5 protein-coding genes are annotated in these 13,348 nt (G+C 70.2%); 2 read left to right on the forward strand and 3 right to left on the reverse strand.

What is annotated here, in order from left to right; translation table 11 throughout:
- Positions 1 to 130 precede the first annotated feature (130 nt).
- Both mobF and JKP76_RS14575 read right to left on the reverse strand, forming a co-directional pair.
- Entirely contained in the window at positions 131 to 5,623 is a 5,493-nt protein-coding gene (gene mobF / locus JKP76_RS14570; RefSeq protein WP_207168329.1) for a MobF family relaxase, read from the reverse strand.
- Positions 5,624 to 6,150: 527 nt separating this feature from the next.
- Positions 6,151 to 7,299 (reverse strand): hypothetical protein, encoded by a 1,149-nt coding sequence (locus JKP76_RS14575; RefSeq protein ID WP_200491667.1) that lies wholly within the window; start codon positions 7,297 to 7,299, stop codon positions 6,151 to 6,153.
- 217 nt (positions 7,300 to 7,516) lie between these two features.
- On the opposite strand from JKP76_RS14575, the gene JKP76_RS14580 reads away from it, so the two are divergent.
- Complete coding sequence (locus JKP76_RS14580; RefSeq protein WP_200491668.1) at positions 7,517 to 7,663, forward strand: hypothetical protein; 147 nt, start codon at positions 7,517 to 7,519, stop codon at positions 7,661 to 7,663.
- A gap of 186 nt (positions 7,664 to 7,849) precedes the next feature.
- Complete coding sequence (locus tag JKP76_RS14585) at positions 7,850 to 9,481, forward strand: hypothetical protein (protein ID WP_200491669.1); 1,632 nt, start codon at positions 7,850 to 7,852, stop codon at positions 9,479 to 9,481.
- A 110-nt stretch (positions 9,482 to 9,591) separates the two neighbouring features.
- Here the strand turns inward: JKP76_RS14585 and JKP76_RS14590 are convergent, their stop codons facing one another.
- Positions 9,592 to 13,212, reverse strand: a complete 3,621-nt coding sequence (locus JKP76_RS14590) for an NACHT domain-containing NTPase (protein WP_200491670.1) — start codon at positions 13,210 to 13,212, stop codon at positions 9,592 to 9,594.
- Positions 13,213 to 13,348 lie beyond the last annotated feature (136 nt).

Below are 13,348 nucleotides of genomic sequence, written 5' to 3' on the forward strand. Positions count from 1 at the left end.
CGAGCTTGGCTGGCGGGCGCGCCCCTCCACTGACCCGTCCCTACGCCCCGGCCTGCGGGCCGGAGCGCCGCCTCAATACGGTTCCCGCCCTGCAGTCGGGTTCGACCTCTGATGTTCCTTCAGGGACCGACTATCGGGCGAGATGCAGGTCGGGAGAGTTGGCTCTCGGCGGCTGTCCCGTATGGGCAGCCCGCGGAGGATCCTCGGTTGGGGGCATCGAGCGGGACGCCCGTGGGGGATCAGCCGTGGCTCTGCTAAGCGCCGAGGTGTTCGAGTCGGCGTCGAGCACGGCCCTGTGGACGGTGCCGGGTGGCACGCCAAGTGCCTCGGTGACCCGATCGATGTGCGCCAGCCACCGGCAGGGTGGCAGGGCAACGATGATCGCGCCGGCCTCGCGCAGTGCCGCATGAATGTCCAAAACGCTCCGCCTGCACAAAGCCAGCGTCACGCGGGCGTCGAGCAGGATGTCGGCGAGGCTGCATGAGGAGTCGATGGCCGTCCGCAGCCCGGTGGCGCCGTCGCGGTGGACGAGGTCGGCGGGATCGAGCCCCTCGGGTAGGGCGAGGCGGCGCGGGGCGTCACCGCGGCTGGTGAGTTGCCAGTAGATGCGCTCGGCGGCGCGCTGCCCGGCGAGGTCGTTGTCGGTGGCCACGAGGATGCCGGGACCGTCGGTGCGGATGTAGCGGCCGAGGAGGTCGGCTTGCCGGTCGGTGAGGGCGGTGCCGAGAGTGGCAACGCCGACGGTCCGCCCGGCACCGGCCAGGGTGAGGGCGATGGCGTCCAGTGGTCCCTCGACGAGAGCCGGGGTGGCTCCAGCGGCGAGCGTGGATCGGGTTTCGTGGAGCCCGAACAGGTGCTCGCCCTTGCGGTACAGGTCGGTACCCGGGGTGTTGAGGTATTTGGGTCCGGCGCGTCCGTCGTCGGCTGCGGTGGGGTGGCGGCGGGCGATGAAGCCGACGATCGCGCCATCGAGGTCGTGGATGGAAAAGGTGAGCCGGTCGCGGAACCGGTCGATCAGCGCGCCGGTGCGGGCGCGCTGGGCGAGGCCCGCGGTGACCAGTTCGGTATCGGTGGCGCCGAGGCCACGCAGGTGGTCGACGAGCGCCGTCCAGCCGGCCGAGGCGTAGCCGGGGGTGAAGCAAGCATCGGCGGTGAGGTCGGTGCCCAGCCGGTCGCGCAGGTAGCCCGGCGCCCAGGAGTCGGGGTAGTGGTCGGTGAAGAAGGCGGCGGTCTGGGTGTTGAGCTCGATGAGCCGATCGCGGCCGACCACGGCGGTGGCCCAGAAGTGCTGCTCGAGCAGGTAGTCCGCGTCGTCGGCGGCCTCGACCGCGCCGGTCAGGGTGAACGGGTCCGGCGTGAGGTACCGCGGCGGCGACGCCGGGGGATGGGTGTCGTAGTCAGGGTCGAACGGCGCGTCCTCGTCGCCGGGCGGCACGTCCGCCGGGTCGGCGGCGGTGGTTGGCGCGGGCACGGTCGGCAGCAGGTGCGCGTCGTCGGGTGGCTGCAGATCGGCCGGCAGCGGTTCGGGGTGCTGCGCGGGGGTTGGGTCGGTGAGGGCGGCGACCCGGAAGACGAGCGCTTCGGCCAGCCCGGTCACGTCGCCGGTCACCGCGGGTGGCAGCCCGGCGAATGCGGCGGTGAGCAGGTCGGCGGGGGACCAGCCGGTGCGGATGCCGTTGGCGACCGCGGCGACCAGCGCCGGCCATGCGGGGTCGGCCAGCACGCGTTCGGCCTGTTCGACGGGCAGCCGGCCCAGCAGGGTGGCGCACCAGTCCGGGCGCGGTCCGGCCGAGCCCGCCGCGGGCACGGTGGCCGGAGCGACGTGGGGCGACAGCCGCCACCACAGGGCCGCGGCGGGCAGGTCGTCGGGCAGCGGACGCCGTGCGGCGACGGCGGCGAGCATGCCGGCGGCATCGAGACCGGCGCGGTCGGCGGCGGCCAGCCGGTCGGCGAGGACCGGCCAGTGCTCGTCGCGTCGGATGCGGGGGTCGATGCCGTCGGCCAGCGCTGCCCACACCGAGCTGTCCCGGGCGGGAGCGGCGGCGGTCACCGCCTCGTCGAGTCGCGTCTGGGATCGGCGTTCCGCAGCCGGCCGCCGGGGCGGTCCGGTGGGGCGCCGGTCGCTGTCGGGAACGGCGAGTGCTGCGCGCCAGACGGCGAGGTCGGCCCGCAGTGCCTCGTGGTCCGGGCCCAGCAGTCGCTGAGCCCAGGTCGGTGCGGTGGCCGCGGTCATCTCGACGACGGCGGAGGCAACACGGGCCGCGCAGGTAGTGACGTGATCCGCGCGGGCGGCCAGGTAGGGACCCCACCGCGGATCGTCGGCCAGGGCCGCCGGGATGCCGGGCAGCCACGGCAGCGGGCCAGCGGGGCCGGACACGGGCAGCCGGTGGTCGAGGACGGCAGCCGGGTCACTCGCCGTCTCCAGTTCCCGCGCTTCGACCGTCGTCCTCAAGACGGCGACAGGGTCGGCACCGGTGAGCGCGAGCAGCGCCAGGTGCCCGCGCAGCGCCGGCCACGCCGGCGCGCTGGTCAGCCCCGGGTGCAGGCGCTCGGCGGCGTTCTCCAGTTCTTCTGCAGTCGCGGCACCCAGGCGGTGGTCGGCGGCGACGCGCAGCGCGTCGGCGTACCGGGTGGCGGCGGAGTGCAATTGCTCGGCCGGGTCGGCCAGCGCCCGGCGGGCGCCGGCCGCGGAGGTCTGGGCGCCGTCGCGGGCCAGCATGCCGGCCAGCAGGTCGGTGGCGGTGGGCGGGGACACGGCGGCGGGGGTGACGATGCTGTGCGGATCGCCGTCGCCGACGGTGGTCAGGTACAGGTGGTTGGCGGCGCGCCCGCGGGAGAGCGCGACGTAGAGCAGCTGCCGGGACTCGCCGCCGGTGAGCACGGTGTGGCAGACGTCGGCGGTGACGCCCTGGGCGCCGTGCACCGTGGTCGCGTAGCCGAGCTGCACGTGCTCGGCGACGTAGCCCGCCGGCAGGGTGATCCGCCGTCCGGTGCTGGTGTGGACGACGTCGAGGGCGCCGTCCCGGCCGACGGCCCGGACGGTGAAACGGTCACCGTTCTTCACCCACTCGGTGGCGGTGATCGGCAGCCGCCGGTTGTTGGCGCGGGTGATGACCGGGTCCCCGGCCCCGGCGCGGGTGCCGTCGGCCAGCTCGACCTCCGCGCCCGGGGAGGAGGCAACGCGGGCCAGCCGTTCGGCCCGCGCCCGCTGGTTCAGCTGTGTGACCAGGTCCCGGGTGGCGGCCAGCAGCAGTGCGTCCAGACCGCGGGCGGCGTCGGCGGCCCAGGCGGTGTAGGCATGCTCGGCGCAGGCAGCCAGGTCCCCGACGTGCACGCGGCCGGAGTCCAGGTAGAAGCCCAGCCCGAGGGTGTCGCCGTCCCGGACGGCGACGGTGGCCGCGGCCTCGGCCGGGTCGGTGAAGCGCACCAACTGGGTCAGGGTGACCGCGCCGTGGGTGGCGGCGATCTCCGCCAGCACGCCGCCGGCGGCGACCGAGGTCAGCTGCTGGTGATCGCCGACCAGCCGCACCGATCCACCCCGCCCCAGGACGTACTCGACGGCGCGCGCCAGCTCGCGGGTGCCGGCCATGCCGGCCTCATCGACGACCACCAGCGTGGTCGGCCCGATGCCGGCCACCCAGTCGGGTGCCTGCCCGGCGTCGAGGCACCAAATGAGCTTGGCCAGCGTGTCGCACGGAGCCCTCACGGAGTCGCGCAGTCCGGCGGTGGCCACGGCGGAGGGCGCCAGGCCGAGCACCGTTCCGCCGCCGGCGGTCCAGGCGCGGGCCAGGGTCGCCAGCGCGGTCGTCTTGCCCGCGCCGGCCGGGGCGAGGGCCAGTTGCACCCGGGCGCCGCTGCCCGCGAGCTCGCGCACCAACTGCGCCTGGCCTGGATTGAGCTCGGCGCCGTTGGCGGTGGCTTCCAGCAGCGCCAGCTCCACCGTGGCCGGATCGGCACGTCGTCCGTCGCGGCGGCCGGCGGCTCCCAGGAGCAGCGCCTCGGCGTCCAGCACCGCCTCGTTGGTGTAGAGCCGGGCACCGGCGACGGTGTAGACGCTGGCCCCGTCCGAGCGGCGCATCTCCGCCGGCTCGACCACCGGATCCGACTCACCCAGCGGAACGGACAGGGCGGGGGAGAGCACCCCCTCGGTGACCCGGGTGACCGCGGCGTCCACGTCGTCCGGTGCCAGGGCGGCGGCCCGCACCACCCGCTCGGCCTCGGCGCGCACGTGCCAGACCTGCCAGGTGGCCCGCGCAGCAGAGACGGTGTCCAGCACCCGGACGGCGGCCGACCGGACCCAGGCCTCGGTGATCCCCGGGTGCGGGGATCCGCGCGCGCCCAGTACGCGGCCGAGCATCCGGATGATGCGGTCGGTGCCGCCGAGGACGGCGGCGGCCTCCCGCTGCCATGTGGCCCGCTGCTCGGCGAGCGAGCGAGGCTCGTGCTTGGGGCCGCGGGTCTCCAACGTCGCCTGCTGCGCCAGCGCGATCGCCTCCACCGCCGTGGGCGGCCGGCCGTGGTCGCGCTGGAAACCGTCGGCCAGCACCGCGCGGCGGACGTCGATGTCCTGACGCCGCGACGACCACGCCGTCAGGAGTCCCTCTTCCATGCCGGTGATCTCGCGCACCGTCCGCCGTCCCGGGGTGGGCCCAGGCCGGTCGGCGAACCGGAGCCCCAAGTGGGTGACCAGGTGCGCCTCCAGCCGGGTGTCGTAGCGCTCGGAGGCGGCGACGGCGGCCTTGTGCAGCACCCGCCCGTCCAGCGCCCGCCAGAGCCCGTCGCGGGTCTGCACTCTGTTGCTCACCGCCACGTGGCTGTGCAGATCGGGATCGCCGGCGCGGGAGTCGCGGTGAGTGAACACCGCGGCGATCAACCCGGTGGTCTCCACCTGTCGCACCCCGTCGGTGCCCAGCCGGGTAAAGCACGCGTTCTCCTCCAGCCAGGCCAGGGCGTCGGCGACCGCGGCGGCGTGGGCGGCCTCGATCTGCTCGGCCACCGCCCGCGGGGCCAGTGCCCACAACGCCGATACGGATTTGACGGGGGAGAAGGTGAGGTCGTAGCCGGCCACCGCCGTCGTCGCCGGCCGCGAGACCCGGGCAAGCAACCCTGAGAGCTCGCGGGCATCGTGCGGTGCGCGGCCGTAGGCCTCGGCGAACATGGCCCGGGCCAGGTCGCTGCGAATCCTCGCTCGGTCGTCGTCCGGAACCGGGGCTGTGGCCGGCTGTCCGCGGGCAGTGTTGAAGGCGGCGAACTCCTCCGCGCAGCGGGCTCGGAAGCCGTCGGCTCGAGGAGCGAAGACGTAGAAGGCCCGCCCCAGGGCTCCCACCGCCCGCGCCTCCTGAGGTGCCTGTCCCCGGGCCAGGGCCTCCTTCTCGAGCCGATCGGCGTCGGGATGGCGCCCCTCCCCGAAGAGCGACTTCATCTGCTCCTCGGTGACGGGCTGACCGGCGCTTACTCCGCCGACCCCGGCCAGGCCGTTGCCGGTCCACCTCCCCGGGGACTCTCCGCGCTGGGAGTAGTAGTCACCCAGGCCGGCGTGACCCCGCTCCGTCGCGTCGAACGCTGCCACCTGCCGCGTCAGGTACGTGTAGCCGTCCCCGGCCGTCAGCTTGTGCAGCGTCATCACGGCCGCGGACCGTAGGAGGGCGGACTCCACTACGGCTGCCGCACTTCTCCAGTAGCCCGGTGCCGCAGAGTCCCGGGCCGGAGCCGCGTCGCTCGCTCAGATGGGCACGCAACGCTGAGCCCTAAGGCGCAACGACGAGCGGTTCGCTCAGGAAACCTCAGCCCAACACCGGAAGGCGCCGTCGGTTCCTGTCCAACCGAGCGCTGACGGGGCCCCGCTGGCCGGAATGCAAGACGTGTGATGCCTCGTGATCTTGGAGTCTCCAGTGCTGCTCGGCCCCGGGATGGTTGCTCCGCATGGGCGGGCAGCGCGCGATGCCCTTGTTGGAGGGTCGGCCCGGGTCTCGAGCACGCGGGGCCCGAGGACGGCCTATGGGACAGCGGCAACAGCAACGGCCCAACCGTCGGTTGCTCGCAGTTGCAGGAGAGTCGCTCGGGTGAGCCGTACACAGATCGCGCAGACGGCACGGGCATCGGACGCGCGCCGCGCGCGGGACAGCCTTGGGTGCTCCAGCATGTGCCTGGTTATTTCGCGCTCAGTCGGTTCTCCACCTCGTAGAGGTAGAACAGTTCGTGCTTGCTCAACTGTCTGCGCGCGTCGTGACGCCTATACGCCGCAGAGGCGGCTCCTTGCGCGGCAACAGCCGCCGTGGGCGCGGCTGCGCCCACAGCTTTGATCACGCCGTTGATCGACGTTAGGTCATCCATGGCCACCCACAAGCCCGTACCGACGAGGCCGCTGGCGTAGGTCTTCAGGTCAAGCAAGAGAGACCGCGACAACTCCCTAACGAGTCCATGCTCGGAGAAGCCCTCCCGTAGATCCCGAAGAGCAGGGTCCACCTCGTTCCGCCACAGGTCCTCGATCTCGACGGCAGACTCCTCGTCGTACGCCCTGTAAGCCAGCTTGCTGGCCATGAGGGACACGCCTCGGCGATAGCGGGCCAGCGGATCGGCGAGATCGGCCCGCAGATCCAAGAGTTCGTCGACCGGAGCTGCAGTGAAGGCAGGGAGTCGGGTCACGAAGCCGCTTCCCACGGCGGCCTCGCCCGCGTGCTTGACCGTCATCTGATGCGGCGTGGCCAGGCCGGCGTCCACTAATCCCCGCACCAGCTTCGCGACACTGTCGTCGAAGAGCAGTCGCACACGCCGGTTCTCCAGCAGCTCAGTGAGCAGCGCGACAAAATTTGCCGCCATTGCTCCTGGTTGCACCGCGTCATTGATCGCAAGTGGTGACACGGTCACCACGCCAGCCCTAATGGCCGGCTGTAGCTCAGACCCACCAGACTGCTCAAGCAGGCGGTCGGCGACCTCCCGAAACATGTCCAAGAGGCCATCGAACTGGCCATCGAAAGCAGCCATCTGATCGAGGACAGCCGGGTCGATCTGCCTTCCACCCGGCAAGCGTCGGACCCAGTCCGGGCCCATCTCAATGGCGAACATGGCCGCAGGAAGGATCTCTCGCCAGTTCTGCGGGAGCCTGCTCACGGTCTCGGCAGGTAGGCGTGCGAGAGCACCGTCCTCAAGGGACATCAACATGGTGAGAAGCCCGTAGCGGTCCCCGTCTGCCAGATCCGCCATGCTCGCCACCAGACCGGCGCCTGGACTGACCACCTCGATCTCGTCGGCGTACAACAGCGCCGCCCTGACGAGCTCGACCTCCTTCGCCAGCGACACCCCATCTGGGCCAGTTGACGGGAAGGTAGCCACGACAATCTTGAGCGGATCTACCGGTGGGCCGCTGGTTCGCCTGCGCGGCGGCCGAGGTCGGTTCGCCCTCGCCGGCCGGCGGCTCGTCTTTTGGACCACGGCTGACATGTTGCCCTGATCAAACGACACATTCGCGTACGGCTGCCGACGATCGCCTCGTACGTCGCCTCGGACGCGACGTCGCGTGGCGCTCCTTCGCCAACGCGACGAGCCCTACTCCGACCCTGGCGCCGACTGGCTGCGCCGCCGGAACGACGAGGCGCACACCCGCCGGCTGGTCTCCCAGCTCGAACGGCTCGGCCACACCGTCATCCTCGGTCCGGCCGTCTGACCCACTGCAGAAGAACTGAAGGACGGGCTGCGCCCGCCCCGCGCTAACGCGGCGCCTGCAACGGACCTGCCGGTCGATCTTGATGTCTCCAGTGCTGCTCGCCCCTGAGGGCTCCCCAGCAACGCCGTGCAGCCAGGAGGGGCACTCGCACTCTGGAGTGTCGGTGCGTCCTGGCACGCTTGAGCTGTGGCTGACTCCGAACGAACGCTCAACCGGTTTGTCCTGCGGGCGCGTCGGATCGAGGCGCATTCGCTGGCGCGCGACCGTCGGTCTCTGTCGGCGTTGAGCGACTTCTCGTTGACCGGCCAACTCCACTTGGACGGCACGATGGAGATGCGTCGGGCCCTGCCGGACGAGGAGGCGTTTGAATCGTTGGCTGCTCGGGTGCGTCCTGTCCTGGTAAAGAGTGAGTCGGTCTTCCAGGCGAATGTGCTGAAGGCGATTCAAGCGGCGGTCGATGTATCTCAATCCGAAGTGCCCGCGGACCTACTTAGACGGCTCGCGGATCTGAAGCGCGACTGGTCGCGTTTCGACCTCGATGGCACCAACGTTCTGCGGTTTGCCGTGCAGTCGTCTAGGGCCGACGGATCGGACGTCACGCCGCAGGTGTCTGACACTCAGTTGGCTGCTGCTTGGCTTTACGGCGACTTGGTCCACGTGGATACGCGTGGCAGTAAGAGTGACGGGCTACTTTTCCCGATAAAGGAGCGATATTCGGCCGCGGTTACATACTTCGCTCATGCGGCGGTGCTCTGCTTGATGACGCTGGACTTGGTGTTGGCGCTGCACAGACTTGGCGTAATCGCTCTTGATGCCGAGTCCGTCGAGCGCGAAGTCGTTGTCGGCGTGGGCGAACTGGTCGAGCGAGGTGCGGCCTACCTCGGTCCGGTCGGTTCGCCGATGCCAGATCTTGACATCGCGTTGGCAGAACTCCCTGAGGGGTTTCAGGCTTTCACGGTCACGGAACTTTTGCGCCAGTCGCCAGCGAACCGGGTCCGGGTGGAGTGTCGCGCGGCGGACGGCTCGAGCGTCTGCGACTACGAGGCTGCAGTGTCTCGACGTGGAGAGAGCGAAGGCCGACTGCACTGGGCGGCGCTTGTAGCGGGCAGCGTGACGTTCACGGTGTCCTTCGGCCTTAGGGGCGATCGGGTGACGGATGCTCGCTTCGAGGGCATCGAATGGCACGGCACGACGAATCGAATGAAGCTCGCCGAGGCGGTATTCGAGCAAGAATTGACCATGAGCGAAGAGGTCGTCTTCTTTGTCGGTGGCGAGAAGTTCTTTGTTCTCAGGGTCTCCGGGCTGGGGGCCAAAGATGCAGCGTCCATCGATGTGGCCGTCGACAGTCTCTATGACCTTGTCGTAATCGAAAACATCACTCGTCAGGCGCTGCAACCATTGAGTGGCATGTACAGCGGTTCTGATCGAGCTCTTCTACGTCGTACGCGTTTGCTCTGGGAGGGCGAGGTCGTTCCGTTCCGATTGAGTCCCCTGACGGCGACGGCACCGGCAGGTGTGGTTCCGAAAGCGATCGTGATGCCGGCAACCACCTTGACGATCGCCGGCACCGAGTTTCCTGTGCCGACCACGTTGATCCGTCACCCGCTAATGGTCCCCGAGTCGATCACGCGGACTCCCGAAAGCGATCCGCCGACGGATCAGATAACGATGGTCATTCCAGTGGAGGAACCATTCTTGGCTTGGGCACCCGAAAAGCGCACGATCAACGGGGACGACGACCTGCCCGAACCGACCCCGTGGGACCTATCCCATTTTGACGACCAGGTCTTCCTCGGCGGACGTAAGGACAGCGCCTGACGGTAGAACCATGCAGGCCTTGCGGGCGTCGATGGACGGGATCGTCCACGTCTGGGGGACGGAGTCGACCCGATCGTTAGGCGAACCCTGCAGGAGTCGACTGCGCTGGCCTACAGGGCGCCCGGCCGGGGACGGCTTCCCCAGTCGCAACTGTGACAGTCCTCGGCGTGGGGGTCGTTGCGTTGCGCGCACCAGCGGCATGACCAGTACGCGGGCGGGGGCACATCGGCTTCATCGAGGGAGGCGGCGCCGGCGGCGATCCGGATGGTTGCGTCCGCGTCCCGCAACGCCTGCGATCTCAGCACCTCCAACTGCGGGTCGTGTTCGTCGTCCTGCGACACGGCAGCCGCTGCTCGTCGGAGGGCAGGATCCTCGGTCTCGAAGAAGCTGTGCGCGCGGACGGCGGGTTCTGCGCTGAGGATGCAGCACAGCACGGCCACGAGGAACCGACGATCGGGGGGGACCTCTGGCACCAGGGCGGCAACCTCATCGTCGAGCCCAGGGAAGCGGGTGTCCCACAGGAGCCGGGCGGCTGATTCTGCGATCCAGTCTGAATGAGCCGCCAGCAGCTCGACGACCTCGGAGGGCTCAACAGGGTCGATCCGTCCGAAGTTCAGTTCAACGCCCCGTTCCGGCCACGCTGAGGCCATCTCGAAGGGCAAGGCGACCTGGTCGTCGGCTCCGTCTTCTTCCAGGGCGGCCCGGGCCTGAGCGGCCAGAAGCGATAGATCGAAGTCGGCGGCGAGCGCCATCGTGCGTATCCAGAGTGCCCGCGTCGACTCGGAATCCAGCCGCACTGCGGCGCGGAAATCGGGGATGCTCACCGAATCGTCATCGAGCAGCGCGATGAAGTCGCACAGGTCGGGCAGGCGCCACCGCTGAGCAGCGGTCAAGGCCACTTCGTCCTCAGCCAAGTCTGCGATGGCCGCGAGAAGGATCCGGGAGCCGTCTCGGTAATCGTCGCTGGCCTGTTGGATGAGCGCGAACGTCTCGGGCGACAGGGTTGGGAGCTTGAGGTCGTGGCCGTGGGCACGCATCGCGGCGGAGATGGCGATGGCATCGCGGTGTGAAGCCCTGGGCGCGAGGGCGGTGATCAGCTCCACCGCTCGACCGTCCAGTTCACCGAGCCGGGCCGCGGCGCGTGCTGCCCCCTGTCCCAGGCCCGCGAGCAGGCCTACCGACTGCCCGATCACCAGTCGACGGCGTGACGGATGCTGCAGCTCGACCTTCGGGGGGAGGGGGACGGCGAGCATCCGGAGCACGTCATCGCGCTCGTATGGCGTCAGCGGCCGGTGGCTGGTGTCCGCAGCTGTGAGAACCGCGATTCCGCGAGCGACGAGGTGCTGATCTTGGCTCACCGGCAGTGCCGCGAGGGCCTCAGCGCGCCGGGGCTCGAGGGAGGCCGGAAGCGGGAGCCGCGCGATCTCCAAGGCCCAGGGCCACACTGGTCCATCGCGCCGCAGCCGCCGCTCATCGAGCTTGGCTATCAGCTGCTTGGCCGTCGGCTTGTCAGTCGCCAACCCGGTGGTCTGGGGACCGGGGGTCGGAGGGGCGGTCGTCGCAGCGATCTGGGCCGCGTGGGCGAGCAGGTCCAGCAGTTGTGCGGCTTGGTCGACTGTCAGGGAAGCGCCGCTGTGGAGCGCCGCCGCGGCGAGGCGGCTACGTACATCGCTATCGCTTCCGGGCTTGAGTAGCTCGCTGATGATTCGCTGATCGAGCTGCACGGCCAGCAATAGTGCGGTGTGGCGGTCGGGGTCGGCCACGGCCGCCGACGTCCAGTTGGCGAGCTCGTCCGGAGGCATCGTGGGGCAGTACATGGCTGCCCCGATCTCGGCGAACACACGGCTGCGGGGGACCACATGGCCAGTGGGATCGGCTACGAAGACACCGACGTGGTCATCCCAGAAGCGCCGAACGAGGTCGGCGACCTCCGCGGCCGGCTCGGGGGCCAGCCCCCAGCGCGTCGCCATGGCCGAGGTGACGGCGGAGTCGACGTCTGCGATTGAGGCATTTGTTTGGTGGCTGAGCAGGAAGCCGATCGTCTCGAAGCCGATGAGCAGCTGACGGTCGCTTGGGCCGGGTGGCGTCCCCTCGGGTAGCAGCGGGCGGCGTCGCTCCCATCGGCTGACCGTCTGCGTGACTGCTCGGTGCAACACCTGAGCGGTGTGCTCGGGCGGGGCGGCGTCGCTGCTGTCTGCAAAGACCAGTGTGATCAGCACGGACAGCAGGGGAACGGTCCCCAGATCCTCGTGTGCTCGGCGGATGTCGCGGACCCGCCGTGCTCGCTCGGCCACCCAACCGTCCCGGTCCGCCTTGGGCACGCGGACCTCGGCGACGTGGCGCAGCAGCCGGTCTAGCACCGCGTCGAGGTTCCGTGGCGTCGTCAGACGGACGGCATCCAGGGCGAGCCGGCCCGCGGGCGTCATGCCGCTGGGGCGGGTGGTCAGCAGCACGCCCGTCTCGGTAGGCAGCGCAGACAGAACCTGCTTGAGGCCGTCGGCGACGAGGGCCCGACGGTCGAGGCACTCGTCCAACCCGTCGAGTAGCAGAACCGCCTCGCCGCGAGCGATCGACTCCTGCATTGCCTCGATGAGGTCGGCCTGCTCACTGGCCGGGGCCCGCGACGCTGCCGTCTCACACAGTCGCGCCAGGGTGACGTCCGAGGGGGCCTGACAGGTCCGGACGAAATCGCGCAGCCGGACCAGGATCGGCAGGGGTGCTGCGCGTTCCGTCGCCCATCGAGCGGCCAGCTGGGTCATCGCGGCGCTCTTGCCCACGCCCGGCAGACCCTCGATGAGCAACCGCGGCCGACGTCGGGCGAGGGGCAGTAGGGACACCTTCTGACGGTCCCGATCAGAGTCCTCGACCGTGACCTGCAGATGATCGGCGAGATCGCCGATGATCAGTGGCTCGAGGTCGTCGGCGAGCAGCGTGAGGTCCACTCGCCCGGATTCGGCCGAGAGCGAGACCCGGTAGCGCTCGACGGCAACTTGTCGGGCGCGGATGGCCGCGGCCGCAGCCCCGCGACGGTCGGCGTAGACCTGGACACCGAGGTCTACGAGATGGTCCACCCAGGTCTCTACGTCTCCGGAGTAGGCCGAACCGGCGTGAGTGTGTAGGTGCGCCTCCAGGTGAGACAGGGCAGTGACCCCGGAGCCGGCGGGCACCACCGTCCCCTCGAGCAGGCTGGAGGCGACGTCGTGTTGGGGCCGCCCGGGCTGGTCGGCATCGACGATCAGGACTGCGGCAGCGTCGAGGACCCGGTCTTGCTTCTCCTTCGGTACGTCGATCATGCGCTTCCGTAGCGCGGACAGAGCCTCCTGCTCCTTGACGGGGAAGACGGAGGTCGGGGCGGTACGCCGACGGCTCAGGGCCTTGCCGAGGTGGTGGACGATGCCTTTCGGCTCCGCCGTGGCCAACACCAGGCGGTCGCCTGGCTGAAGATCGTCAACCTGGGCCAGCCATTGCTCCACGGTGTCCTGCAGTTGGCTGTCATTGCCGCATGCGCGCTTGGCCGAGATGAACAGCCGGGATTCATCGGACAGCGTGCAGAGGAGGTCGTCCGTCGCGTGGGAAGTCTCGAACGCCAAGGCCACCGGCGTGGGGTTTCCGGGACCCGGATCGGCTGCCGCAACAGGGCGGCTGGCAAGGCCATGGGCGGCGAGGTAGACGGCGACGCCGCGACGGTGGACGCTGCCGGCCTCGTTCGCCTGGCCCGACCGGCTGGGCATGCCTGCCACCCTCCGCTTCCACTGGTTCTGCTGCCCGAGGGCTCCACAGTAGGGCAGCGGCGATCGCGGACCCGGACGCGCTGGCGACCCGTGGGCAGGTCAAGGGGCATGTCCGACTCGAAGCGACAACCTGGTT

Origin of the sequence: Blastococcus sp. TML/C7B (assembly GCF_016612845.1) — a bacterium.
Classification (GTDB): domain Bacteria; phylum Actinomycetota; class Actinomycetes; order Mycobacteriales; family Geodermatophilaceae; genus Blastococcus.